The 24,300-nt window shown below is 66.1% G+C and carries 20 protein-coding genes; 4 read left to right on the top strand and 16 right to left on the bottom strand.

Features of this window, described 5'->3' with window-relative positions; genetic code table 11:
• Positions 1-168 precede the first annotated feature (168 nt).
• Entirely contained in the window at positions 169-1,593 is a 1,425-nt protein-coding gene (gene gltX / locus ACQR1L_RS17190) for a glutamate--tRNA ligase (protein WP_434859115.1), read from the bottom strand.
• A gap of 137 nt (positions 1,594-1,730) precedes the next feature.
• On the opposite strand from gltX, the gene ACQR1L_RS17185 reads away from it, so the two are divergent.
• Positions 1,731-3,416, top strand: a complete 1,686-nt coding sequence (locus tag ACQR1L_RS17185) for a glutamine--tRNA ligase/YqeY domain fusion protein (RefSeq protein WP_434859114.1) — start codon at positions 1,731-1,733, stop codon at positions 3,414-3,416.
• A 12-nt stretch (positions 3,417-3,428) separates the two neighbouring features.
• On the opposite strand, the gene ACQR1L_RS17180 is transcribed toward ACQR1L_RS17185, so the two are convergent.
• Entirely contained in the window at positions 3,429-3,641 is a 213-nt protein-coding gene (locus tag ACQR1L_RS17180; RefSeq protein WP_434859113.1) for a hypothetical protein, read from the bottom strand.
• 138 nt (positions 3,642-3,779) lie between these two features.
• Here ACQR1L_RS17180 and ACQR1L_RS17175 point away from each other — a divergent pair, with 138 nt between their 5' ends.
• The gene (locus ACQR1L_RS17175) at positions 3,780-6,071 is read left to right on the top strand and encodes a ComEC/Rec2 family competence protein (protein ID WP_434859112.1); all 2,292 of its coding nucleotides are present in this window, start codon (positions 3,780-3,782) and stop codon (positions 6,069-6,071) included.
• A gap of 138 nt (positions 6,072-6,209) precedes the next feature.
• Here the strand turns inward: ACQR1L_RS17175 and ACQR1L_RS17170 are convergent, their stop codons facing one another.
• From ACQR1L_RS17170 to ACQR1L_RS17130, 9 genes are all read right to left on the bottom strand, one after another.
• Positions 6,210-6,647: a hypothetical protein gene (locus tag ACQR1L_RS17170; protein WP_434859111.1), complete on the bottom strand. Its 438-nt coding sequence runs from the start codon at positions 6,645-6,647 to the stop codon at positions 6,210-6,212.
• A gap of 281 nt (positions 6,648-6,928) precedes the next feature.
• Complete coding sequence (gene lexA / locus ACQR1L_RS17165; protein ID WP_434859110.1) at positions 6,929-7,630, bottom strand: transcriptional repressor LexA; 702 nt, start codon at positions 7,628-7,630, stop codon at positions 6,929-6,931.
• Between the two features lie 207 nt (positions 7,631-7,837).
• Complete coding sequence (locus ACQR1L_RS17160; RefSeq protein WP_434859109.1) at positions 7,838-9,049, bottom strand: molybdopterin molybdotransferase MoeA; 1,212 nt, start codon at positions 9,047-9,049, stop codon at positions 7,838-7,840.
• Between the two features lie 121 nt (positions 9,050-9,170).
• Complete coding sequence (locus ACQR1L_RS17155) at positions 9,171-9,980, bottom strand: alpha/beta fold hydrolase (RefSeq protein ID WP_434859108.1); 810 nt, start codon at positions 9,978-9,980, stop codon at positions 9,171-9,173.
• A gap of 1 nt (position 9,981) precedes the next feature.
• The gene (locus ACQR1L_RS17150; RefSeq protein ID WP_434859253.1) at positions 9,982-10,641 is read right to left on the bottom strand and encodes a hypothetical protein; all 660 of its coding nucleotides are present in this window, start codon (positions 10,639-10,641) and stop codon (positions 9,982-9,984) included.
• 254 nt (positions 10,642-10,895) lie between these two features.
• Positions 10,896-11,330 (bottom strand): type II toxin-antitoxin system VapC family toxin, encoded by a 435-nt coding sequence (locus ACQR1L_RS17145; protein WP_434859107.1) that lies wholly within the window; start codon positions 11,328-11,330, stop codon positions 10,896-10,898.
• A 7-nt stretch (positions 11,331-11,337) separates the two neighbouring features.
• Positions 11,338-11,580 (bottom strand): FitA-like ribbon-helix-helix domain-containing protein, encoded by a 243-nt coding sequence (locus ACQR1L_RS17140; RefSeq protein WP_434859106.1) that lies wholly within the window; start codon positions 11,578-11,580, stop codon positions 11,338-11,340.
• 817 nt (positions 11,581-12,397) lie between these two features.
• Complete coding sequence (locus ACQR1L_RS17135; RefSeq protein WP_434859105.1) at positions 12,398-13,027, bottom strand: HAD family hydrolase; 630 nt, start codon at positions 13,025-13,027, stop codon at positions 12,398-12,400.
• A 45-nt stretch (positions 13,028-13,072) separates the two neighbouring features.
• Positions 13,073-14,209, bottom strand: coding sequence for an alpha-hydroxy acid oxidase (locus ACQR1L_RS17130; RefSeq protein ID WP_434859104.1), 1,137 nt, complete (start codon positions 14,207-14,209; stop codon positions 13,073-13,075).
• 395 nt (positions 14,210-14,604) lie between these two features.
• On the opposite strand from ACQR1L_RS17130, the gene ACQR1L_RS17125 reads away from it, so the two are divergent.
• Positions 14,605-15,939, top strand: coding sequence for a S41 family peptidase (locus ACQR1L_RS17125; RefSeq protein WP_434859103.1), 1,335 nt, complete (start codon positions 14,605-14,607; stop codon positions 15,937-15,939).
• A 245-nt stretch (positions 15,940-16,184) separates the two neighbouring features.
• Here the strand turns inward: ACQR1L_RS17125 and ACQR1L_RS17120 are convergent, their stop codons facing one another.
• The 5 genes from ACQR1L_RS17120 to ACQR1L_RS17100 form a co-directional block, all read right to left on the bottom strand.
• Complete coding sequence (locus tag ACQR1L_RS17120; RefSeq protein ID WP_434859102.1) at positions 16,185-18,896, bottom strand: bifunctional diguanylate cyclase/phosphodiesterase; 2,712 nt, start codon at positions 18,894-18,896, stop codon at positions 16,185-16,187.
• Positions 18,897-19,045: 149 nt separating this feature from the next.
• Positions 19,046-19,528, bottom strand: coding sequence for a cyclic pyranopterin monophosphate synthase MoaC (gene moaC, locus ACQR1L_RS17115; RefSeq protein ID WP_434859101.1), 483 nt, complete (start codon positions 19,526-19,528; stop codon positions 19,046-19,048).
• A 6-nt stretch (positions 19,529-19,534) separates the two neighbouring features.
• Positions 19,535-20,353: an indole-3-glycerol phosphate synthase TrpC gene (gene trpC, locus ACQR1L_RS17110; protein ID WP_434859100.1), complete on the bottom strand. Its 819-nt coding sequence runs from the start codon at positions 20,351-20,353 to the stop codon at positions 19,535-19,537.
• A 15-nt stretch (positions 20,354-20,368) separates the two neighbouring features.
• Positions 20,369-21,382 carry an anthranilate phosphoribosyltransferase gene (gene trpD, locus ACQR1L_RS17105; RefSeq protein WP_434859252.1) on the bottom strand — a complete coding sequence of 338 codons (1,014 nt, stop codon included), beginning with the start codon at positions 21,380-21,382 and terminating at the stop codon, positions 20,369-20,371.
• Between the two features lie 24 nt (positions 21,383-21,406).
• The gene (locus ACQR1L_RS17100) at positions 21,407-23,317 is read right to left on the bottom strand and encodes a SurA N-terminal domain-containing protein (protein WP_434859099.1); all 1,911 of its coding nucleotides are present in this window, start codon (positions 23,315-23,317) and stop codon (positions 21,407-21,409) included.
• A 223-nt stretch (positions 23,318-23,540) separates the two neighbouring features.
• On the opposite strand from ACQR1L_RS17100, the gene tpiA reads away from it, so the two are divergent.
• Positions 23,541-24,296, top strand: a complete 756-nt coding sequence (tpiA, locus tag ACQR1L_RS17095; RefSeq protein WP_434859098.1) for a triose-phosphate isomerase — start codon at positions 23,541-23,543, stop codon at positions 24,294-24,296.
• The last annotated feature ends 4 nt before the right edge of the window (positions 24,297-24,300 follow it).

The raw sequence follows: 24,300 nt of genomic DNA, 5'->3' as shown, positions 1-24,300 counted from the left end.
ATCCGAAACCACACTGGAATCTTATACTTACTAGTGTCCTTCGGCCCTCACATCCGTCAACGAGCCCGCCGCAACGTGTCGTGAATGTCAAAGTCGGGGACACCAGATGGTGCCGCGCAAATGCGTACCGTATTGCCCTGTGCGCTGCAAGATGGGGTCCCTCAGACCTTATGAGGTGGCCTGGTCCTGCAGACGGCCCAAGGATTCATCACGTCCCAGGATCGCCAGGACGTCGAAGATGCCGGGCGACGTGGTCCGCCCCGTCAGCGCGGCCCGCAGCGGCTGGGCCACCGCGCCCAGCTTGAGATTGTTGGCTTCCGCAAACGCACGCAGCGCGGCCTCCGTGGCTTGTCCGCTCCACGGCTCGACCGCGGACAGCGCCTCGTGCAGCCGGCCGATCAAGGCGCGGCTGTCCGGTGTCAGTAGCGCGGCAGCCTTGGCGTCGATGGCGAGCGGCCGGTCGGCGAAGATGAAGGCGGCGCCGTCGATCAGCTCCAGCAGCGTCTTGGCGCGCTCCTTGAGGCTCGGCATCGCCTGGGTGAGCTGTGCGCGCGTCGTATCGTTGAGCTTGGCTTTCAGCGCCGCGCCGTTCGGCTCGTAGTTCAAGACGTCCTCGAACTGCCGCACCAGGGCGGCGTCGTCGCTGTGGCGGATATAGTGGCCGTTGAGGTTTTCGAGCTTGGCGAAATCGAACCGCGCGGCCGAGCGGCCGATCGCCGGCAAATCGAACGCCTTGATCATCTCGTCGGTCGAGAAGATCTCCTGGTCGCCATGGCTCCAGCCGAGCCGCACCAGGTAATTGCGCAGCGCGGACGGCAGATATCCCATCGCGCGGTAGGCATCGACGCCGAGCGCGCCATGGCGCTTCGACAGCTTCGAGCCGTCGGGCCCGTGAATCAACGGGATGTGGGACATCGACGGCACCGTCCAGCCCAGCGCATCGTAGATCTGCTTCTGGCGCGCGGCATTGATCAAATGATCGTCACCGCGGATAACGTGGGTGACGCCCATGTCGTGATCGTCGACCACCACGGCCAGCATGTAGGTCGGATTGCCATCGCCTCGCAGCAGCACGAGGTCGTCGAGGTTCTCGTTCTGCCAGACCACGCGGCCCTGCACCTGGTCCTCGATCACGGTCTCGCCGGTCAGCGGCGCGCGCAGCCGGATGGTCGGCTTGACGCCCTCCGGCGCCTCCTTCTGATCGCGGTCGCGCCACATGCCGTCGTAGAGCCGAGTGCGGCCTTCCGCGCGCGCCTTCTCGCGCATGGCTGCCAGCTCGTCGGCGGTGGCATAGCAGCGATACGCCATGCCGCTGGCGAGCAGCTGCTCGGCGACCTCGCGATGCCGCGCCGCGCGGCTATATTGGTAGATGACCTCGCCGTCCCAATCGAGCTCGAGCCATTTCAGCCCGTCGAGGATGGCCGTGATGGCCGCGTCGGTCGAGCGCTCGCGGTCGGTGTCCTCGATTCTGAGCAGCATCTTGCCGCCGCGGCCGCGCGCATACAGCCAGTTGAACAGGGCCGTCCGGGCGCCTCCGATATGGAGAAAGCCGGTCGGGGAGGGGGCAAAGCGCGTGACGATCGGGGTGGTCATGGGCGGCAGCACGAAATCCAGGCAGGGGCTCAAGCGGGCGGGGGGTGTATAGCAGGCCTATCGCATAACTAAAGCCTTCCTTGGGGGAGGCGGATTTGGCACATAGACTGCCAAATTCCGGAGCAGGATATTTCTTGATGACCACGAACGACACGGCAGCGACGGCAGAGGCAGGGCGCGACTTCATCCGCGACATCGTCCAGGCCGATCTCGACAGCGGCAAGCACAAGACGGTCGTCACCCGGTTCCCACCGGAGCCGAACGGCTACCTGCATATCGGCCATGCCAAGTCGATCGGTCTCAATTTCGGCATCGCCAAGGAATTCGGCGGCCGCTGCAATCTGCGCTTCGACGACACCAATCCGACCAAGGAAGAGCAGGAATACATCGATTCCATCCAGGCCGACGTGCGCTGGCTCGGCTACGACTGGGACGACAACCTGTTCTATGCCTCGGATTATTTCGAGCGGCTTTACGAGTGGGCCGAAGGCCTCATCAAGGCCGGCCTCGCCTATGTCGACGACCAGACCCAGGAGGAGATCCGGCTGGCCCGCGGCACCTTGACCGAGCCCGGCAAGAACAGCCCGTTCCGCGACCGCACCGTCGAGGAGAATCTCGACCTGTTCCGGCGCATGAAGGCCGGTGAATTCCCGAACGGCGCGCGCGTGCTGCGCGCCAAGATCGACATGGCCGCCGGCAACATCAATCTGCGCGACCCCGTGCTGTACCGGATCCTGCACGCCCACCACCCGCGCACCGGCGATACCTGGAAGATCTATCCGAGCTACGACTACGCCCACGGCCAGTCGGACGCGATCGAGGGCGTGACGCATTCGATCTGCACGCTCGAATTCGAGGATCACCGGCCGCTCTACGAATGGCTGCTCGACAAGCTGCCGGTGCCGTCGCATCCACGGCAGTACGAGTTCGCGCGCCTCAACCTCACCTACACGCTGCTGTCCAAGCGCGTGCTGACGCGGCTGGTGCAGGACGGCCATGTCTCCGGCTGGAACGATCCGCGTATGCCGACCATCGCCGGATTGAAGCGACGCGGCGTGCCGCCGGCGGCGGTGCGCGAATTCACCAAGCGCATCGGCATCGCCAAGGCCAACAGCATCGTCGATGTCGGCATGCTCGAATTCTGCATCCGCGAGGAGCTCAACCGCACGGCGCAGCGCCGCATGGCGGTGCTGCGTCCCTTGAAGGTGGTGATCGAGAACTATCCGGAAGGCCAGGTCGAGGAGCTCGAGGCGATCAATCATCCCGACGATCCCTCGGCCGGCACGCGCAGAATCGCGTTCGGCCGCGAGCTCTATATCGAGCAGGACGACTTCATGGAGAACCCGCCGAAGAAGTTCTTCCGCCTGTCGCCAGGCAACGAGGTGCGGCTGCGCTACGCCTATTTCATCAAGTGCCGCGAGGTCATCAAGAACGACGCCGGCGAGATCGTCGAGCTGCGCTGCACCTATGATCCGGCGACCAAGGGCGGCAACGCGCCCGACGGACGCAAGGTCAAGGCGACGATGCATTGGCTGCCGGCCGCGCAGTCGTTGACAGCCGAGATCCGCCTCTACAACCAGCTGTTCGCCAATCCGAGCCCGAACGCGGCGGACTTCACCGCCGACCTCAATCCGGACTCGCTGGAGGTGCTGACCGACGCGCGCATCGAGCCGGCGATCGCCGAAAGCAATTCGGCCGACCCGATGCAGTTCGAGCGTCAGGGCTACTTCGTGCGCGATCCCGACTCGACGCCCGACAGGCTGGTGTTCAACCGCACCATCGGCCTGCGCGACACGTTCGCCAAGGAGGTCGCGAAGGGCTGAGGCGCGCGCCGCTCAGCCGATCGCGTCCTGGCCGGCATCGGTCAGTGTCGGCACGCCCTCGCCGAGCTCGACGAGGCCGCGCTCGGCGAGCAGGGACAGGTCCTCGTCGCTGACGGGAGAGAGGGTGAGCCGGTTGGCCTTGATGTCGCGCAGGGTCCAGCGCAGGTGGATCGCCTTCTCGAGTTCGAGGTCGGCGAAGGGGTCGTCGATCGCGTGGTCGTCCATGACCGTATAAGTCCGGGGGTGCACGAAAGTTCCCGTGCATTGCGGGATGCATCGACCGGTATTCCCGTTCCGTTCTGCTAGGCGCGCTCGCACAGCTTCCGGTAGCCTGACGCCAGTCCGGTAGCGGGTGGTGTGGGCATGGCGGGGCCGGTGCGGCCGCCAGGAGGGCGGCGCGGGTTCGCGGGCGTGATGGCCGATGTCTGGCCGCCGCGCGGCGCGCTTGCCGCCGGCTGGCCCGCGATCGGCGCCGGCGCATGGCCGTCGCTTGCCGGCAAGCTCAAGAGCTGGGCCCGGGAGGAGGCCGGCGCAGGGCGGCTGCTGCCGTGGGTGCCCGTCGCGTTCGGCGCGGGCATCGCGCTGTATTTTTCCGCCGACCACGAGCCCGTGCTGTGGGTCACCGCGGTCACCGCGGTGCTGCTCTGCGTCGCGGCCGGGCTGATGCGCCGGCATCGGCTGTTTCCGGCGGTCGTGATGATCGCAGCGGCGGCGGCCGGCTTTGCCGCCGCGACCGCCCGGACCGCCCGCGTCGCCCACCCCGTGCTGGCGCGGCCGCTGTATTCGGTCTCGCTCACAGGCTTCGTCGAAGCGCGCGACATCCGCGAGCGCAGCGACCGCATCGTGCTGCGGGTGGCATCGATGGAGAGCCCGCGCAGCAGCGTCGCGCTGGTGCGCGTGCGGCTCGCGGTGCGCAAGGGCACGGCGCCGGAGGTTGGCAGCTTCGTGCAGCTCAAGGCGCGGCTGCTGCCGCCGCTCGCGCCGGTGCGTCCCGGCAGTTACGACTTCGCGCGCGACATGTTTTTCCAGGGCATCGGCGCCTCCGGTTTCGTGATGGGCACGATCACGGCCCAGCCACCGCCACAGGAGAGCAGCTACGCCCTGCGCTACGCCGCGACCATGCAGGGCCTGCGCGATGCGATCGATGCGCGCATCCGCTCCCGTCTCAGTGGTGACGAGCGCGCCATTGCTACTGCGCTGCTGACCGGACGGCGCGACGCCATCACGCCGGATGTCAACGACGCGATGTTCGTCTCCGGCCTCGGCCACGTGCTGTCGATCTCGGGCTATCACATGGCGGTCGTGGCCGGCGTCGTGTTCTTCGCCGTGCGCGCGCTGCTCGCGCTGATCCCCGGCCTGACCATCAGCCATCCGATCAAGAAATGGGCCGCCGCCGCGGCACTGGTCGCGGCCGCGTTCTATCTGCTGCTGTCGGGTGCCGAGGTCGCCACGCAGCGATCGTTCTTCATGACGGCCGTGGTGCTGATCGCCGTGATGGTCGATCGCCGCGCCGTCACCTTCCGCACGCTCGCGGTGGCCGCCATGATCGTCCTGATCGCGGCCCCCGAAGCGCTGGTGCATCCGAGCTTCCAGATGTCGTTCGCGGCCACGCTCGGCCTCGTCGCGCTGGTGCAGTTCGGCCTGCCGAGACTGTTCGCGACCCCCGACAGTTCGACCACGCAGCGCATCGCGCTGTGGGGCGGCCGGGAACTGTCCATGCTGCTGCTGGCCTCGCTGATCGCGGGGCTCGCGACGACGCCCTATGCCGCCTTCCATTTCCACCGCATCACGCCCTATGGCGTGCTCGCCAATCTCGCGGCGATGCCGGTGGTCTCGGTGCTGGTGATGCCGGCGGGCCTGCTGGGCCTGCTCGCAGCGCCGTTCGGCCTCGATGGCCCCTGGTGGACGCTGATGGGCTGGGGCATCGACTGGATGATCGCCGTGACGCGCTGGGTGGCGGCGCTGCCCGGTGCCGTCGGCCGTATCCCGGCGTTCGGCATCGGCCCGCTGATCGCGGCCAGCCTGGGCCTCATCCTGATCGGCCTGTTGCGCACGCCGCTGCGCTGGTCGGGCGCCGTGCTGCTGGCGGCGGCCACGGCCTGGGCCGCGATGACGCCCCGTCCCGATATTCTCGTCTCCGGCGATGGCCGCGCGGTGGCCGTCCGCGGCCGCGACGGACGCCTGCATGTGATGCGCAGCGGCAAGGACGTGTTCGTCACCAAGGAATGGCTCGCGGCCGACGCCGACGCGCGGCTGCCCGCCGATTCGTCGCTTGGTGACGGCGTGTCCTGTGACGAGCAGGGCTGCGTGGTCGCGATGGCAGACGGCCGCATCGTCGCGCTGGCGCTGCGGGTCGATGCACTTGCCGACGATTGCACCCGCGCCGCGCTGGTGGTGACGGCGCGCTCGGCCCCACAGTCGTGCGAGGCTGCCGTGATCGACCGTCCGCGCCTGCAGCAGCAGGGGGCCTTGATGCTCGTGCAGAACGGCAAGGGCCTTGCCGTCACGCCGGTGCGCGCCGACGGCACGGGCCGGCCGTGGTGGCCGGCACCCGCCGAGCCCAGCGAGTTCGAGGCGACGCTGACGCCGCGCGCGCCACCGTCGCGCGCGCAGGACGCGACACCGCCTGACACGGAGCAGGCTGGAGAGGATTAGTCCTTGGGTCGAATGCAGCACACGACACCGGCGCCGCAACGGTCGGCTCCGGAGTAGAGCCGGTCGACGATTGCGGCGTCAGCGTGCGATCCGCATGACAATGAGCTGACGCTCAGCCCATCGAATGTTGCGCGTGGCTCAGGTGATGCTGATGCGGCGGATTGGCGTCGGCTGCTGCGCCGGCGCCTCCTCCGCGATCTCGCGTCGTTCGCCCGGCTGCTTGCTGACCGGCAATTGCAGCACGGTGACGCGCTGGCCCTCGCAGAGCTGAGTCACCAGCACATGGCGTCCATCCGCGAACTCGATCGCGTCGTGATGGCGGTCGGGAATGTGCTTCTCGATGGTGTTGAACTTGGCGACGCGCTCGCGGATCGTGCGGGTCCACAGCCAGCGGCTGTCGTAGCGAACGTCCTCGGCAAAGGCGAGCTCGGTGCCGGGCAGCATGCAGACCGCGACGGTCGGCTCGCTTTCCAAGGCGAAGCCGCGGGTCGCGGTGCCGCGGAACGTCGTCGAGATCAGCGTCTCGCCGACTTTGGCGGGACGGGAGGCAACGGCATGGAGGCTGTAGTCACACATCGGATCGCTCCTCGTTCAGAGATAGCTGACCCACGCTCCCCCCGGACAGGCGCAGGCCTCTATCAGAGTGGACATCGGGAGCGATGTTAGCGCGCGCTTCGCGGCAATTCTGCGCTGATCTGCAGTGCGCGCGGGCGCTGCCGATCACAAGCGTTTGAGTGTGCCGCGCTGCACATCATGATGTGCATTCTCAACTGACTCATAAATAGGCGGCCGCGAGTCCGGGCGGCTCACACCGCCGATCTGCTGGGCAGATCCGGCGGCCTCGCAGACGCCGGGACTCAGTACTTCCGGTACAGCCCGACCAGCTTGCCCTGGATCTTCACCCGGTTGGGCGGCAGGATGCGCACCTCATACGCCGTGTTGGCCGGCTCCAGGGCGATCGACGCGCCGCGGCGGCGGAAGCGCTTCAACGTCGCTTCCTCGTCGTCGATCAGCGCCACGACGATGTCGCCGGTGTCGGCGGACTCGTTGCGCTGGATCAGCGCCATGTCGCCGTCGAGGATGCCGGCGTCGACCATCGAATCGCCGCGGACTTCGAGCGCGTAGTGTTCGCCATTGCCAAGCATGTCGGCCGGCACGCTGATGGTGTGGCTGCGCGTCTGCAGCGCCTCGATCGGCGTACCCGCGGCAATCCGGCCCATCACCGGCACCGCGACGGGACGCTCACCATCGTCGAGCGCCGGTGTCGATGTGCGAACCTTGCCGAGATTGCCCTCGATCACCGACGGCGTGAAGCCGCCGCGCCGGTTGTTGGCGGCCTGCGAGAGCTCGGGCAGCTTGATCACCTCGATCGCGCGGGCGCGATTGGGCAGCCGGCGGATGAAGCCGCGCTCTTCGAGAGCTGTAATCAGCCGATGGATGCCGGACTTGGAGCGCAGGTCGAGCGCATCCTTCATCTCGTCGAAGGACGGCGGCACGCCGGCTTCCTTGAGCCGTTCGTTGATGAACCGCAGAAGTTCGTACTGTTTGCGCGTCAGCATCTCGACCTGGTCCCCGGTTGGTTGTCGTCCGAAGTTCTCAAGAGCTCTTGCGTCCCAGAGCCAGACTGGACGACCGTCATTCACGTCACCCGCAACATACTAAAAACAAATCATGAACGGACACTATCTGTTCGATGTGTGTTCTGCAATCCTAAAAATATGATGAATGGACCGAGCTTTACCGGAGGAAGCCCACCCACCGACGCCTCACCTGGGCAGGCGCAGGATCTCGCAAGGGCTGCCTGCGGGAGCCTTCGGCGCGAAGGCCGGACGGATCACCAGCGCCTGCGAAAGCGCGAGATTCCCGAGCAGAGACGAATCCTGCTGGTTCACCGGCGTGGCGATCAGCGTGCCGTCGGGGCGCTCTTCCAACTGCGCGCGCAGATAGTCCTCGCGTGAGTCGTTCGGCCCGAGTTCGCGGCCGAGCAGGGCGGTCTCGCGCGGCGGCGCGACCTCCTCGCGCCCGAGCAGGGCACGAATCAGCGGCACCAGGAACAGGATGGCGCAGACATAGGACGACACCGGGTTGCCCGGCAGGCCGATCACCCTCATGCCGCCGAGCCGGCCGTGCATCATCGGCTTGCCCGGCCGCATCGCGATCTTCCAGAACGCCATCTCGACGCCTTCGGCCTCGAGGGCTTGCTTGACCAGATCATGGTCGCCGACCGAGGCGCCGCCGGTGGTGATCAAGATATCTGCGCCGGACTCGCGTGCCCGGCGGATGCCGGCCACGGTGGCCTCCATCGTGTCGACGGCGATGCCGAGATCAATCGGCTCGGCACCCTCGCTACGCACCAGCGCCCGCAGCGCATAGCCGTTGGAGTAGACGATCTGGCCGGGACCGGGCTCGGAGCCCGGCATCACCAGTTCGTCGCCGGTCGCGAGCAGCGCCACCTTGGGCCGCCGCCGCACCGGCAGCGCCGGATGATTCATGCTGGCCGCCAGCGACAGGTCGCGGTCGCTGAGCCGGCGTCCGGCCTTCAGCAGCACCATGCCCTGGTGGAAGTCGACGCCAGCGGGGCGGATGTGCCGGCCCTTGATGGCGGCCTCATTGACGACCACATGGCCGCCCTCCGCGGTCGTATCCTCCTGGATGACGACCGCATCGGCGCCCTCCGGCACGACGCCGCCGGTGAAGATGCGCGCCGCCTCGCCAGCGCCGACCACGCGATCGAACGGCCGCCCGGCCGCGACCTCGCCGATCACCTTGAGCTTGGCGCCCGGCCTGTCGGCATCGGCCGCCCGCAGCGCGTAACCGTCCATCGCCGACATCGCCTCCGGCGGCTGCGTCCGCAGTGCTGCCAGGTCGCGCGCCAGGATGCGGTGGAATGCCTCGTCCAGCCCGACCATCTCCTCAGGCAGCGGCTCGGCGCCGGCAAGCACCGCGGACAACGCATCGGACACCGGCATCAAGGCCATCAGAGTTCCTTTGGAAGGAAGCGGACGAGTCGAGGGAGTCGCGTTCTAACCGAACGCGCAGGGCGGGGCCAAGGGGCCAATCCGACCGGTGCCTTGGGGAGCAGCCTCGCGCGGGGCGCTCTTACAATGTGGCGAGAAACCTCGTGATCAGTCCGGTGACCTCCGCGGGCTGTTCGAGGCTCGGCAGATGCGCAACACCGGTGATCCCGTGACCGGCCGCGTTCGGCATCGTCGCAGCAAGCAATCGGCTTCGCTCCTGGATATGAGGAAAGTCGAGGTCGCCCCAGATCACGAGCGCCGGCGCGGTGATCTCGCCGAGGCGCGGGAAGGCAGGTGTCACGTCGAGACTTGCGCCCACCGGCGCTGCGCGCAGCGCGGCGGCGTTCTTCTGCAGAAACATGTCGCGCAACTCGCCCGATACGCGCCCATCAGGTGCGAGCGGACCGTCGAGCCAGAGATGCGCCTTGAGCATGCTGACGCGGTCCCAATCGCGTGCCGCCTCTGCTGCGGCGACATCGCGCAGCAGCGCCGTGATGGCCGGTGGGTAGACCGGCTCTGGCGCTCCGCTGATCGATGGCGCGATCAGAACGAGGGCACGTGTCCGCGACGGCTGCGCCAGCGCGAAGTCGAGCGCGATCTTTCCGCCTTGCGAACAGGCGACAAGCGTCGCCTGCCGGCCCGGCGCGAGCGCATCGATCACCGCGAGCAAGTCGGCAACCGGTGAATGGTCTTCGATCTCTGCCACCGTCTCTCCGAAGCCGCGGCGATCGTAGGAGATCGCCGTGTGGGTGGCTGCGATGTCGTCGATCTGCGCAAGCCACATGGTGTGGTCGAACACCGCTGCATGCAGGAAGACGACGGGCTCGCCTCGGCCGGCAACCAACGTCGCGAGTTTTGCACGGCCGGAAATAATTCGACGAAGTGAGTTCATATCACACCGGATGCCTGATCCACACGTTGGGTTCGACGTAGACGGCGTAATCTTGCTCGACCGATGTGAGCACGGGCACCAGCGCGCCGGGGATCTCGACCTCGCCTGAATGATCGAATGGCACGCCCGTCCATTGTGACCACTCTGCAAGCGTGCCGACAATGGTCATCGAGCAAGGCGCAATCTTGACGATCTCGCCGCCGATGGCGAGGTGCGTGCGCAGCCAGGAATCGGCGAGCTGGCCATCGGCGCGTCGCTGTTCGAGATAGTCACGCATCGGCGTCTTCGGTTGCAAATGCTTCTGGTTCGGCCGCACCGGCGCGTAGAGCTCGGAGAAGCCCTTCGCTCGCGCGCATTGCTTGAACGCATCGAGCATGGCGCGCGAGCTGCCCGGCACGCGCGCCTTCGGCAGCAGGGCGATCTCCAATGCGCTCATGGTCGTCTGCTGCCGTCCCAGCATGCGGTCCTCGTGACCCCATCGGATCACCTCGTCCCAGCCGGCATTGGGCAGTTCGTCGCGGCCCTCGATGCCGAAGGCGAAGGGCACCGCGAAGGCGCGCCCGACAACCTCGTCGCCGGCGAGAGCTGCGAAAGCGCAGTCGGCGTAATGAGCGAACGCGGGCTCATCATAATACAGCATCGCCGTCCGATCCTGCCGCATGAACTCGGGCCAGACGGCGTCGAGCTCGGGCGAGAACACGCAGGGGATCAAGTCCGGGCGGTCGCGCAAGGAGATGATGTCGATGTTCATTGAACCTCCCGTCGAGCGCGCCTGGACCAAACCTTCACGGACGTCGATCGGCGCAGGCTAGGCTCATCCACCGTGGCGACCGCTGCCGCAAACGCTGGCAAGCTCGCTATACCTTGGCAAGACTGAGTTCAATTTACGTTCCGCGTCAGGTCGAGCAAAATCAGTCAGCCGCTCGTTGCTGAACTCTGCCATGGATTGATGATGCGGAGTCCGCATCCGTTGAAGTCAGCAACATTTCGCGTTGCCAGGGCAGCACCTGCGACCTGCGCGATGGCTGCAATCTGGCAATCGGCATCCATGATCGGACGACCGAGAGCGCGACGGACTGCAGCGATGGCCGCATAAGCCTTTGCCGCGGAACTGTCGAATGGCAAGATTCGACCGGCGAAGTCCTGATCAATCATAGCATCAATTGTTGCCATTAGGGCCTCGCGACGCTTGCCGCTCGGCATGACGGCTACTCCGACCCGCAGCTCAGCCTCACTTACCGCGCTCAAATAAAGCTCGCTTGCATCTTGAGCGGCGAACCAGCCCAACACTGCCGACGCCGGCACAGGCCTCATAACTTCGGAAATCACGTTGGTATCGATGATGATCAAAAATGCCTCACGTCGGCCCCGACGGGTCGCGCATCGGCTTGCGCTCTGGAAGCTCAAGCTCGACGCCACCGAGCGCAGCAAAGCGTTCGTGAATCCGCTGGCCGAGGTTTGCTACCGGCACCCCGTCGCCGATCGCCTGCTGCAGTATTTCGCGTGCCTCCTCCTCGAGTGATCGGCCGTGCCGAGCTGCGCGGACCTCGAGGCGGAGCCTCAGCCTATCGTCCACATCGCTGATGGTGATACTCGCCATGATCGCCTCTTATACCTCCGTCTGAGACTAAGCGCTGATTGCATTGCAATCAAGCTACGGCTCCTTGCCGACCGGGATATTCGGAGCTTGGCTCGGCCTGCTGTGTGCGCCGCACCGGCTCCCAAATGCCGAGCAAAGAAATGTCTTCTATATTTCCGAATACTCTGCTATGCTGATTTGGTCCCGTGCTCGACAGGAGGGGCGCTTCGCGATCGTCACGAGACGTGGAGCGCGGGATGCGGTGGCCGCGACGTGTCGCAGCGTGCTTTGATGGCGCGCGGACGAACGGCATGACGTGGACGTGAAATCGCGTGGTCCTGGCATCCCGATGCTGATGCCAAGCCGGTGGGTCCTGATGATCCCAGCTGGCGACGGTGGCCAACAAGCCGGGCACCGGGGAGATCGCGTATAAGCGTGAAGACCATCGCGCAGGGAATGCCGGATGTCGGCTGAACCTGTGGTGACTGCCGCCTGCTTTTCTTGTTGCAGGCGGGCCATGGGTTGCGGCCTGCAGCCCGGCATTCCCTGCGCCCTCCGAGGGAGGAGGGTGATGAGTTCAGCAAAGCTCGGGCATCTCATGCCGCGAGAACAAATTTGCTTGGTTGAAAACCGTCATTGCGAGCGCAGCGAAGCAATCCAGGGTGGCGGGCGGGACTCTGGATTGCTTCGCGGAGCCTGTCATCCGGCCGCGCTTCGCGCGGACCGGGTGGCTCGCAATGACGAAGGACCTATTGATTGTTTCGTGCGGAGAGACTTGGGAGGAGAGACTTGGGAGGAGAGACTTGGGAGGCAATGGCAACCTGCAAGTCAAACGCACTCAGATCCCCAGCGCCTGCATGGCCGCCGCCACATCATCCGTCGAACGGACCAGCACCGCCTGCAGCCCGCTGGCACGCGCGCCGTCGACGTTCTCCGCGAGATCGTCGAAGAACACGATGCGTTCCGCCGGCACGCCGATCGCAGCGACCACATGCGCGAAGGCCTCAAGGTCCGGTTTGCGCAGGCCGATCGTCGACGACAGGAAGACCTCGCGGAAATGACCGAGCAGGTCGGCATAAACAGGCGAGAAGTGTTCGACGTGCGGCTGGTTGGTGTTGGAGAACGCGTACAGCGCCAGCTTCTCGGCGGCGCGGGCCAGCAGCGGCGCGATGCCCGGCATCGGGCCGACGAAGATCGCGTTCCAGCCGTCGAGAAACTGCTCGTCGGTGATGTCGATGCCGAGCTGGCTGCGCAGATTGGCGAAGAACGCGGCATCCGAGACGGTGCCGCGCTCATGGCCGTGATAGATCTCGTCGCGCACGAAGCGCACGGCGATCTGCTCGGCGGGACAGCCGGCATGCGCGGCCCAGCGCGAGGTGACCTCGAAAAAATCGATGTCGATGACGACGCGGCCGAGATCGAACAGCAGCGCATCGGCCGCGCCGGGACGGAGAGCGGAGGAGGGCATGGGAAGCTGCGGTCGGGCTTGAGGTTGAAGCGAAGGATCGCCTCCTCAATACCGATAGGGCTCGATGTCCACCAGCGGAAACGCGCTGACGACGCTCGGCATGTTGGTCGCGGTCGCCGGATGCAGATAGGAGCCGTTCAACTCGGCGAAGGAGGTGACGCCGAGCAGGCCGAGCGCGCGGATGACCTCGTCCTCCAGCAATTCGAGCATCCGAAGGATGCCGTCCTCGCCGGCAGCGGCGAGCGCCCAGCATTGCAGTCGGCCGATTCCAACGAGATCTGCGCCGGAGGCGATTGCCTTGACGATATCCGTGCCGCGGCAAAAGCCGCCATCGACCATGATCTTGGCACGGCCCTTCACCGCCGCGACCACCTCAGGCAGCACATGCATGGCGCCGCGGCCGTGATCGAGCTGGCGGCCGCCATGGTTGGAGACGTAGATCCAGTCGACGCCGTGATCGACCGCGATTTGCGCGTCCTCGGCGGTGGCGATGCCCTTGATGATCAGCGGCAGCTTGAACTTGTCCTTGATCAGCTTGACCGTGTGCCAGCTCAGCGCCTTCTGGTGATCGCCGCCGGTTGCGCGCAGCCGGCTCTCGCGCACATAGCGCTTGGCAATGTCGCGCTCGCGCCGGCTGTAATGCGCGGTATCCACGGTGAGGCAGAACGCGGCGTAGCGGTTGGCGACGGCGCGGCTCACGTAATCTTCGACGAAGGCGTCGTCGCCGCGGACATAGAGCTGGAAAATGCGCAGCGCGCCGGGCGCGGCCTCGGCCGTCTTCTCCAATCCCGGCTCCGACACCGAGCTCAGCATGTGCGCGGCTCCGAATCGGCCCGCGCCGCGAGCCACGCTCGCCGCGCCCGCGGGATCGAAGATCTCGAGCGCGCCGACCGGGGCCATCACGACGGGCAGGCGCAGCCTGCGTCCGAACGCCTCGACCGAGCCGTCGACCCGCGAGACGTCGCGCAGCACACGCGGCCGGAACGCGATCTCGTCCAGCGCCATCCGGTTCCGGCGCAGCGTGGTCTCGGTCTCGGCGCCGCCGATGATGTAGTCCCAGGCGTTCTGATTGAGCTGCGCGCGCGCCTTGCGGATGAACTCATGCAGGTTCTGGAACTTCTCGTCGCTGGCGCCGAGCTCGACGTTGCGCCATCCACCCTCGATCGGGGTCTGTTGATTCATGCCTGCCTCCCAGCACCTGTTATCTTGCGTTATCTTTTCGCGAGCATTGCCCATCGGCGAGCCCCAGTGCAAGCCATTCCGAACTGGCGAGTGATCGCTTCGCCGCGGGCCGGGCAGGGTGCAGCAGCTCAACACGACTTGGTGAGCTGTGATCGGCCCGTCACCGTGGAAGACCGGAGAGGTCTGATCGGATCCGGCGAAGGCTGCGTTTCGATCTTGATTTCAGGCCTGAAACGTCCATTTCCGCTCAAGCGGGCGCGGTCGCGGGTTGGCGGCGCAATATCGGCCTTGAAGAAACCGAAAATGTGGTGTGAGTTCGCAACACCAATCGCGCCGGCGATGCGTGCGGACCAGTGAATCGGCCGGCCATCCAACAAACGCTCGGGAAGCAAACAATGCGGAAAAACTGGCTGTTCTTGGCGGGCACGATGACCGGCATCGGTCTGACCCTGATGGTCACCGGGCCCGATGGCGCGCAGCTCGTCGCAAAGGCCAAGGCGGCGGCCGGCATGGGCGACACCTATTCGCAGCTCAATTTGTTCGGCGCCGTGTTCGAGCGGGTGCGCGCCGACTACGTCGAGAAGCCGAGCGATCCCGCGCTGATCGAAGGCGCGATCAACGGCATGGTGTCGTCGCTCGATCCGCATTCGCGCTACATGAATGACAAATCCTGGCGCGACATGCAGGAGACCACCTCCGGCGAATTCGGCGGGCTTGGTCTCGAGGTGACCATGGAGGATGGCCTCGTGAAGGTCGTCGCTCCGATCGACGACACGCCCGCTTCCAAGGCCGGAATCCTTTCGGGCGATCTCATCGCCAAGATCGACGGCGAGAACGTGCAGGGGCTGACGCTCGAACAGGCGGTCGCCAAGATGAAGGGCGGCGTCAACACCAAGACCAAGCTCACCATCATGCGCAAGGGCAAGGATGCTCCGCTCGACGTCGTGCTGAACCGCGAGATCATCAAGGTGCGGCCGGTGCGCTATCACACCGAGGGCGGCGACATCGGCTACATCCGCATCACTTCGTTCAACGAGCAGACCACCGAAGGTCTTCGCAAGGCCATCGCCAGCATCTCCAAGGACATCCCGCAGGAGAAGCTCGCGGGCTACGTCGTCGATCTCCGCAACAATCCCGGCGGACTGCTCGATCAGGCGGTGTCGGTGTCCAGCACCTTCATCCCGCGCGGCGAGGTGGTCTCCACGCGCGGCCGCAATCCCGAGGAGACGCAGCGCTTCACGGCGCGCGGCGGCGATCTTACCAAGGGCAAGCCGCTCGTGGTGCTGATCAACGGCGGATCGGCTTCGGCGTCCGAGATCGTGGCCGGCGCGCTGCATGATCATAAGCGCGCGACGCTGGTCGGCACACGCTCGTTCGGCAAGGGCTCGGTGCAGACCATCATTCCGCTCGGCGCCGGCAACGGCGCGCTGGCGCTGACCACCGCGCGCTACTACACGCCGTCGGGCCGCTCGATCCAGGCGCAGGGCATCGCGCCGGACATCGAGGTCAAGCAGGACGTGCCGGATGATCTGAAGGACAGGACCGATCTCAAGGGCGAGGCCGGCATGCGCGGCCATCTCTCGGCCGCCGACGGCACCGAGCAGACCGGGTCGCAATCCTACGTTCCGCCGGACGAGAAGGACGACAAGGCGCTGCACGCGGCCTTCAACGTGCTGCGCGGCGTGACCGTCAATGCGGATGTGCGTGCCAAGGCGGCGGTGCCGAACTGATCAGGACGGCGCGGCCAGGTGGCGCCGGATGCTTCACACCCGACGGGGCGGCCGTTACGGCCGTCCCGTCGTGGTTTTCGACCAGCGTGTACAGACGAACACGGAGTATGTCCGCCTGTGTCCGATAGATCATGGCGCTGAGGTGAACCGCAAGCGGCAGGTGGTACGATTCGGCGGATAGGGTTTGAATTCGGCTTGCGGAAAAGGCTCAAATTGCAGCGGTATTTATCGGTTTGGAACTGCGGTCAGGCCGCGTCGGACCGGGATCGCCGACGAGCATCGGGGTCGGCGCGGTGCGTCGCGAAGAGTTGGCGAACGTCGGCCGCGGGCTTCGGAGGGCTGAACAGATAGCCCTGCATCTCCGAGCAGCCGAGCCGTTTCAGCACCTGGCGCTGCGCCTCGGTCTCGACGCCTTCGGCAGTCGTCGTCATCTTGCGGATGGCGGCGATGTTGACGACGGCCTGCACGATGCTCGCCGAGCCCTCGCTCTCGGTGATGTCCTTGACGAAGCAGCGGTCGATCTTGATCTTGTCGAACGGGATGCGCTGCAGATAGCTCAGGCTCGAATAGCCGGTGCCGAAATCGTCGAGCGCGATGCGCACGCCGAGCGCACGGAGTTGATGCAACGTGTCGAGCGCGTCGTCGTCACGGATCAGCACCGCCTCGGTGATCTCCAGTTCCAGACGGTGCGGCGACAGCCCGGAGTCGGCGAGCGCCTTGGCGACCTTCAGCGCCAGCGTGCCGCTCTTGAACTGCACCGGCGAGACGTTGACGGCGAGGCGGATGTCGTCCGGCCAGCTCGCAGCCTCGCTGCAGGCGACCTGGAGAACGTGTTCGCCGAGATCGTTGATCAGCCCGGTGTCCTCGGCGATCGGAATGAATTCGGCGGGCGATACGTTGCCGCGCATCGGATGCTTCCAGCGCACCAGCGCCTCGCAGCCGACGATGCGGTCGTCCTGCAGGCTCAGGCAGGGCTGGTAGTAGACTTCGAGCTGGCCGTCGGCGATCGCCTGGCGCAGGTCGACCTCGAGCTGGCGGCGCGCCTTGACCTGGGCGTCCATCTCGGGGGCGAAGAAGCGCCAGGTATGACGTCCCGCGGCCTTCGCGGCATACATTGCCAGATCGGCGTTCTTCATTATCTGGTCGAGATCGGTGCCGTGCTCCGGGATCAGCGCCACGCCGATCGAGGCATCTGCGGTGAGCTGGTGACCGAGGCAGTCGCGTGGCACGCGGATCGCGGCCAGGATGGCCTCGATCAGCCGCTCGACGTCCTGCTGGTCGCGCATCGATGTCTGGACGACGGCGAACTCGTCACCGCCGAGGCGCGCGACGAAGCCGGCGTCGCCGACGCAGGTCCGGAGACTCGCCGCGACCGATTTCAGCAGTTCATCGCCGATCAGGTGGCCGAGCGAATCGTTGACCCCCTTGAATTCGTCGATGTCGATGTAGTGCAGCGCAAGCCGCTGGCCGCTCGCAAGATCGGCCAAGTGCTGCTTCAACCGTTCGTGGAACAGCGTGCGGTTGGGCAGGTCCGTCAGCGCGTCGTAATGCGCCAGATGGGTGATCTGCTGCTCGGCGCGCTTGCGCTCGGTGATGTCCTCGTGGGTGGCGAGCCAGCCGCCGCCGGCGATCGGCTCGTTGACGATCTGGATCCAGCGGCCGTCGGTGGTCTCGATGATCTGAGAGCTGTTCCGACCGACGTCGCGCAGCACGGCCTCGGCATATTCACTCTCGTCACCAGCGAGCGAGCCGGACGCCTTGCGGTGCGCGATCAGCTCGCGGAAGGTGCAGCCGGGCTTCACGATCTCGGCGGACAGGCCGTACATCTCGATGTAGCGTTGATTGCTGATGACCAGGCGTTCCGAGGCGTCGAACAGCAGCAGTCCCTGGGTCATGTTGTTGACCGCCTTGTCCAGCCGCTCCTTTTCCAGCGTCAAGCGGCGGTTCGACGCCTCGTGATCGCTGATCAGGCGGCGCACAACGACGGTGAGCATGCCGGCGATCAGCAGGACCGAGGTGACGCCGACGCTGATCAGGAAGCGCATCTGCTCGCGCCAATCGGCCAGCGCGGCGGACACGGTGGTCGTCGCGGTCACGATCAGCGGATAGCTCGTCAGCCGGTGCGAGGCGCCGATGCGGTGCTCGCCGTCGACGGGACTGTTGAAGATACCCGTCGTGTTGCCCTCGCCGGCAAGGATCTGCCGGAAGATGGGGGCATCCTTGTAGTTCTGGCCGACCATGCCGTCATGCCGCGGGTATCGCGCCAGCAGCGTGCCGTCGAAGTGCATCATGGAGATCGCAGCTTCGGGTCCGAGCGCGACGGAGGCGAAGAAGCGCTCGACATTGATGGGTTCGAGACTGCGGCTGATGATGCCGAGGAATTCGCCGGACGGGCTGGTCAGCTTCAGCGCGAGGACCGCGACATAGGTCCCGCTGATCCGGCCAACGATCGGTTCGATCAGCAGTTGCGGCGCGGTCGGGTCGGACTTGAGGCGCTTGAAGAACGAACGATCGGAAATGTTGATCGCGGGCACCGGCCACACCGTTGCCGAATTGATCAGGTTGCCGTCGGCATCGAAGATGTTGAGGCCGCCGACATAGGACATCGCGCTCAGCTTGCCCTTCAGCATGGAATTGACGGCGGCCGTTCCCATCTGGTCGTGGAAGCGGGCGCCGGTGTCGATGCGGCTCTGCCGGACGTAGTTGGCGAGGTCGCGCTGGATGGCGGCGAAATCCTCCATCTGCTGGTCGAAATGGCGCGCCAGCAGCAGCACCGTGTTCTCGAGTTCCCGCGTCGCGCTGTTCAGCGCGCGTTCGCGAAAACTGTCGGCCATGATGGTCGCGCCGATCGCGATGGCAGCGATGAGCACAAGTCCTCCGCCGACCAGCCAGCGGATCGGACCGCCGCGGTCGTTCGAAGTTCCGAGGGCATCCCGTGGGTCGATCTTGGTCGTCATCGTCCTGAATACGCTTGCGATCGGCGCTTCGGGATGGAACGCATGACGCCCCTCCCACAACCATGGCTACATGCCCGCGATGGAAGTGAGGTTAGGAAGTTGAGTTAGCGAACGATTAATTTGAAGTTGTATTGAGATTGAAAATACCGTCAGGCGCGATAATGCCCGGACTTGCCGCCGATCTTCTCGGTCAGATGGATGCCTTCGATGCGCACGCCGCGCTCGGCCGCCTTGATCATGTCGTAGATCGTGAGGCAGGCGACCGAGACCGCCGTGAGCGCTTCCATCTCCACGCCGGTCGGTCCGGTCACCTTCACGGTGGCGGTGACGATGCAGCCGGGCAGGGCAACATCCGGCGTGATGTCGACGGTGACCTTGGACAGCGCCAGCGGATGGCACAGCGGAATGAGGTCCGACGTCCGCTTCGCCGCCATGATCCCGGCGATGCGGGCCGTGCCGAGCACGTCGCCTTTCTTCGCATTGCTCGAGACGATCAGCTCCAGCGTCGCCGGGCTCATCACGACGCGCCCCTCGGCCGTTGCGGTCCGTTCCGTCGCGGCCTTGTCGGACACGTCGACCATGCGGGCTTCGCCGCGGGCGTCGATATGGGTGAGGGACGGCTTCTCGGTCATCGCCGGCTACTCGGCCGCGCTGGCAGAGGCGGAATCACGGGCGAGCAGGGTACGTGTCGCCGCTGTCACGTCAGCCTGCCGCATCAGGCTTTCGCCGACCAGGAAGGTCTGGATGTCGACCCGTGCCAGACGCGCAAGATCCGCGCATGTGAAGATGCCGCTCTCGCCGACCAGCAGGCGCTCCTTCGGCACCAGCGGCGCCAGCGCTTCCGAGGTCGCCAGCGTGGTCTCGAAGGTGCGCAGGTTGCGGTTGTTGATGCCGATCATCGGCGAGCGCAGCCTGAGCGCGCGGTCGAGCTCGGCGCGGTCGTGAATCTCGATCAGCACGTCCATGCCGCAGGCCAGCGCCGCCGCCTCGATATCGGCGGCCGCCGCGTCATCGAGCGCGGCCATGATGATCAGGATGCAGTCGGCGCCATGCGCGCGCGCCTCGACCACCTGATAGGTGTCGAACATGAAGTCCTTGCGCAGCACGGGCAGGGCGGTTGCGGCGCGCGCGGCGACCATGAAGTCGAGATGGCCCTGGAACGACGGCGTATCGGTCAGCACCGACAGGCAGGCCGCGCCGCCGGCCTCGTAGGCTTTGGCAAGAACCGGCGGATCGAAATCGGCGCGGATCAGGCCCTTCGAGGGCGACGCCTTCTTGATCTCGGCGATCAGCGCATAATTGCCGTGCGAATGCTTGGCACGGATCGCGTTGACGAAGCCGCGCGGCGGCGAGGCATTGCGCGCACGCGCCTCGAGTTCCGGCAACGGGCATGCCCGCTTCGCGGCCGCGATCTCTTCGCGCTTGTAGGCTTCGATCTTGGCCAGAATGTCGGACATGCCGGACTCCAGAGGTCAGCCGTTGGAAACGTCGATCAGCTGCTTCAGACGCGCGGCCGCCGCGCCGCTGTCGAGCGAATCGCGGCCGATCGCGACGCCTTCCTTCAGCGTCTTGGCGCGGCCCGAGACCACCAGGGCAGCGGCAGCATTCAGGAGCGCGACGTCGCGATAGGGGCTCGGCAGGCCATCCAGCACGCTCTGCAGCGCCACGGCGTTGGCCGCGGCATCGCCGCCCTTCAGACCGTCGCTGCCGCACAGGCCGAGGCCGGCTTCCTCCGGCGAAATCTCGAAGGTTCTGATCTGGCCGTTCTCCAGAGCGGCGACGAAGGTCGGACCGGTCAGCGTGATCTCGTCGAGCCCGTCGGAACCGTGCACGACCCAGGCGGCTTCCGAGCCGAGATTCTTGAGCACCTGCGCCAGCGGCTCGACCCATTGCCGCGAGAACACGCCGACCATCTGGCGCTTGACGCCGGCGGGGTTCGACAGCGGCCCGAGCAGGTTGAAGATCGTGCGGGTGGCGAGCTCGACGCGGGTCGGGCCGACATTCTTCATCGCCGGATGATGGGCGGGGGCGAACATGAAACCGATGCCGGCCTCGCGGACGCAACGCCCGACCTGGTCGGGCTTGAGATCGATCTTGACGCCGAGCGCGGCGAGCACGTCGGCGGCGCCCGAGCGCGACGACAGCGCGCGGTTGCCGTGCTTGGCGACCGGCACGCCGGCGCCGGCGACGATGAAGGAGGCGCAGGTCGAGACGTTGACCGAACCGGAGCCGTCACCGCCGGTGCCGACGATGTCCACCGCTCCGGCCGGCGCGTCGACGCGCAGCATCTTCGCCCGCATCACGCTCACGGCGCCGGTGATCTCGTCGACGGTCTCGCCGCGCACGCGCAAGCCCATCAGCAGCGCGCCCATCTGCGACGGCGTCGCCTCGCCCGACATCATGCGGTCGAAGGCGGACGCGGCTTCGTCGCGGGACAGAGCAGCGCCTGTCGCCACCTTGCCAATGATCGACTTGAGATCGTCCATCACGCGCTTACCCCTGGCGAGCGATTATTGGTTGCTGCCGCCGCCGACCACCTGGGCCACGGCCGCCTCGTTGATCGTGGTCCCGATGTCCTTCTCGAGCTTGAGGACATAGGCCGTGCCCTGCTCGTCGGCGAGCGCGCGCTGCAGCTGATCCTTGAGCTTCTTGACGTCCTCGGACGCCAGATCGACCTTGGGATCGACAATGTCGGTGACGCGGAAGACGATCCATTGCTTTCCGCCATCGGCCTCGGTCTGGCCGACGCCGTCCTTCGCCGTGCGGAACGCAGCGGTGATCGCCCCAGGGGGGACGCCGGGCAGGCTCGCATCGCGCTTGAACGCGGTCGCGTTCTCCAGCTTCACGCCGAGCGTGGTCGCCTCATCCGCGAGCTTGCCGCCCTCGTTCAGCTTCTTGACCAGCTCGGCCGCCTTGGCGCGCAGCTTGGCCGCGACCTCGTCGTCGCGCCAACGCGCGGCGACCTGATCCTTGACCTCGTCGAGGGTGCGATCGCGCGGCGGGGTGATGCCGAGCACCTCGAACCAGACATAACCGCCGCGGAACGAGATCGGCTCATTGTCGACGCCGACATCGCTGTTGAAGGCCTGCGAGACGACATCGAGGCCGAGCGGAATGTTCGGGACGGGCTGGCCGTTGGGCTGCTTGCCGGAGCGGTCCACCGCCTCGACGGTCACGGCATTGAGGCCGATCTTCTTGGCGGCCTCGGCCACGCTCGCGCCGCCGCCGCGCTCGTCCTCCATCTTGTCGCGGAGATTGGCGACCTCCGACTTGGCGCGGTCGGCGGCGATCTCCTTCTTGATGTCGGCGGCCACGCTCTCATAGGCCGGCTCCTGGCCGGGCTGGATCGCACTCACCTTCACCAGCGCCACGTTGAAGGCGCCCTTGACCGGTTGGCTGACCTCGCCGGTCGGCAGCGAGAACGCGGTATCGGCGACCGCGGGGTCGAGGATGGCCGACTTCGTCACCAATCCGAGATCGAGATCGGCGGGGTTCAGGTTACGCTCCTTGGCGAGCTCGTCGAACGTGACTTCGCCCGACGCAATCCGCGCCCGTGCCCCCTGCGCCTCTTCCATGCTCGGGAAGGTCATCTGCAGGACCTGGCGCTTTTCCGGCGTGCCCATCAGGCCCTTGCGCTGATCGAACAGCTTCCGCGCGTCTTCGTCAGAGACGGTGGTCCACTTGCCGATCTCCTCGGGGGTCACCACGACGAAAGAGAGTTTGCGATACTCGGGCGCCTTGAACTGCGCCTTGTGCGCATCGAAATAGGCCGCGAGAACTTCGGGCGCGGGGGTCTCGATGGTGCCGGCCTGCGCCGCGTCGAGCTTGATATAGTCGATCGAGCGCTGCTCGTTCTGAAAGCGGCTCAGTGCATCGAGCATCGTGGTGGTCGGCTCGAGGCCGGCCGCGATGGTGCCGGTGATCTGCCGCCGCAGCGACTGCCGGCGCTGGTCGGCCAGATAACGTTGCTCGGTGAAGCCGAAATTGCGGATGATCGCCTGGAAGCGCTGCGGGTCGAAGGCGCCGTTCGGACCCTTGAAGTTGGGGTCGCTCAGGATCACGCGCATCGTCTCCGCGTCGGACTGGCCAAGACCGAGCCGGCGGGCCTGCTCGTCGAGCGCGGCCTCCGCGATGGTCTGCTGCAGCACCGAACGATCGAGCCCGAACATGCGGGCCTGCTCCTGGCTCAGCGGACGGCCGATCTGGCGGCCGATCTGCTGCAGGCGGTCGGTATAGATCTGCCGGAACTCGTTGATCGAGATCTCGGTGCGTCCCACGGTTGCAGCCGTCGACTGCCCGAAGCCCTTGAAGATGTCGGCGATGCCCCAGATGCCGAAGCTGACGATCAAAACGCCCATGACCACCGCCATGATGGTCTTGCCGAGCCAGTTTGATGAGGCCTTGCGTAATCCTCGAAGCATGGGTCCAGTCTGTCTGCAGGAAAAAGGATGAAGGGGCCGCGCCTTGGAGCGAAGTTCGCGGAAGGGCGTCACCGAGTTGGAACGGCTTATAAAGAGGCAGCCGCCCGGTCGCAACCTCGCGCCTGAGGCGGATTGAAGCGGTGGGAACACCGTTCCCGCTCTGGTACTCCTGCAGGGGCTCTGCTAGCCGATCTCCTGTCACAACGCTTGCTGGAATCCTGCCATGACCGACCGCATCCGCCCCCTGATTGCCGGCAACTGGAAAATGAACGGCCTGAAGGCCTCGATGACGGAGTTCGAGGCGATGATCGCGGGTGCCGCCGAGGTGACCGCGAAGGCCGATCTTCTGGTCTGTCCGCCGGCGACCCTGGTGTCGGCCTTCGCCGAGAAGGCGCATGGCAACAAGGCGATCGCGGTCGGGGCGCAGGATTGCCACGCCAAGGCGTCGGGCGCCCATACCGGCGATCTGTCGGCGGAGATGCTGGCCGATGCCGGCGCGAGCGCCATCATCGTCGGTCATTCCGAGCGGCGCGCCGACCACGGCGAGAGCGATGTTGTCGTGCACCAGAAGACCGAGGCGGTCTGGCGGGCCGGGCTGGTAGCGATCGTCTGCGTCGGCGAAACCCAGCAGCAGCGCGATGCCGGCCAGACCTTGGATATCCTGCGCGGGCAGCTCAACCTGAGCCTTCCCGAGGGATCGCGGGCCGATAACCTCGTCGTGGCCTATGAGCCGGTCTGGGCGATCGGCACCGGGCTGACGCCGACAGCAAAGGATGTCGAGCAGATTCATGCCTTTATCCGGGAGTTGCTGACCAATCGCTTCAAGGGGGAGGGCGCGAAGATGCGAATCCTCTACGGCGGTTCGGTGAAGCCCTCCAATGCCGCCGAGCTGATGGCGGTCGCGAATGTGAACGGCGCGCTGGTTGGCGGCGCTAGCCTGAAGGCGGCGGATTTTCTCGCAATTGCGAAGGGATGTTGAAGGG

Source organism: Bradyrhizobium sp. HKCCYLR20261 (genome assembly GCF_051168435.1).
Lineage (GTDB): Bacteria > Pseudomonadota > Alphaproteobacteria > Rhizobiales > Xanthobacteraceae > Bradyrhizobium.
This window is presented reverse-complemented; position numbering and strand designations above follow the sequence as displayed.

Bases quoted from the DNA above. Each gene is read 5' to 3' on its own strand.
- ACQR1L_RS17100 (WP_434859099.1), bottom strand. From the start codon at position 23,317: ATGCTTCGAGGATTACGCAAGGCCTCATCAAACTGGCTCGGCAAGACC.
- ACQR1L_RS17130 (WP_434859104.1), bottom strand. From the start codon at position 14,209: ATGAATCAACAGACCCCGATCGAGGGTGGATGGCGCAACGTCGAGCTC.
- ACQR1L_RS17140 (WP_434859106.1), bottom strand. From the start codon at position 11,580: ATGGCGAGTATCACCATCAGCGATGTGGACGATAGGCTGAGGCTCCGC.
- ACQR1L_RS17135 (WP_434859105.1), bottom strand. From the start codon at position 13,027: ATGCCCTCCTCCGCTCTCCGTCCCGGCGCGGCCGATGCGCTGCTGTTC.
- ACQR1L_RS17175 (WP_434859112.1), top strand. From the start codon at position 3,780: ATGGCGGGGCCGGTGCGGCCGCCAGGAGGGCGGCGCGGGTTCGCGGGC.
- ACQR1L_RS17180 (WP_434859113.1), bottom strand. From the start codon at position 3,641: ATGGACGACCACGCGATCGACGACCCCTTCGCCGACCTCGAACTCGAG.
- ACQR1L_RS17155 (WP_434859108.1), bottom strand. From the start codon at position 9,980: ATGAACTCACTTCGTCGAATTATTTCCGGCCGTGCAAAACTCGCGACG.
- ACQR1L_RS17185 (WP_434859114.1), top strand. From the start codon at position 1,731: ATGACCACGAACGACACGGCAGCGACGGCAGAGGCAGGGCGCGACTTC.
- ACQR1L_RS17160 (WP_434859109.1), bottom strand. From the start codon at position 9,049: ATGGCCTTGATGCCGGTGTCCGATGCGTTGTCCGCGGTGCTTGCCGGC.
- trpC (WP_434859100.1), bottom strand. From the start codon at position 20,353: ATGTCCGACATTCTGGCCAAGATCGAAGCCTACAAGCGCGAAGAGATC.
- ACQR1L_RS17170 (WP_434859111.1), bottom strand. From the start codon at position 6,647: ATGTGTGACTACAGCCTCCATGCCGTTGCCTCCCGTCCCGCCAAAGTC.
- trpD (WP_434859252.1), bottom strand. From the start codon at position 21,382: ATGGACGATCTCAAGTCGATCATTGGCAAGGTGGCGACAGGCGCTGCT.
- gltX (WP_434859115.1), bottom strand. From the start codon at position 1,593: ATGACCACCCCGATCGTCACGCGCTTTGCCCCCTCCCCGACCGGCTTT.
- moaC (WP_434859101.1), bottom strand. From the start codon at position 19,528: ATGACCGAGAAGCCGTCCCTCACCCATATCGACGCCCGCGGCGAAGCC.
- lexA (WP_434859110.1), bottom strand. From the start codon at position 7,630: ATGCTGACGCGCAAACAGTACGAACTTCTGCGGTTCATCAACGAACGG.
- ACQR1L_RS17125 (WP_434859103.1), top strand. From the start codon at position 14,605: ATGCGGAAAAACTGGCTGTTCTTGGCGGGCACGATGACCGGCATCGGT.
- tpiA (WP_434859098.1), top strand. From the start codon at position 23,541: ATGACCGACCGCATCCGCCCCCTGATTGCCGGCAACTGGAAAATGAAC.
- ACQR1L_RS17150 (WP_434859253.1), bottom strand. From the start codon at position 10,641: ATGCGGCAGGATCGGACGGCGATGCTGTATTATGATGAGCCCGCGTTC.
- ACQR1L_RS17120 (WP_434859102.1), bottom strand. From the start codon at position 18,896: ATGACGACCAAGATCGACCCACGGGATGCCCTCGGAACTTCGAACGAC.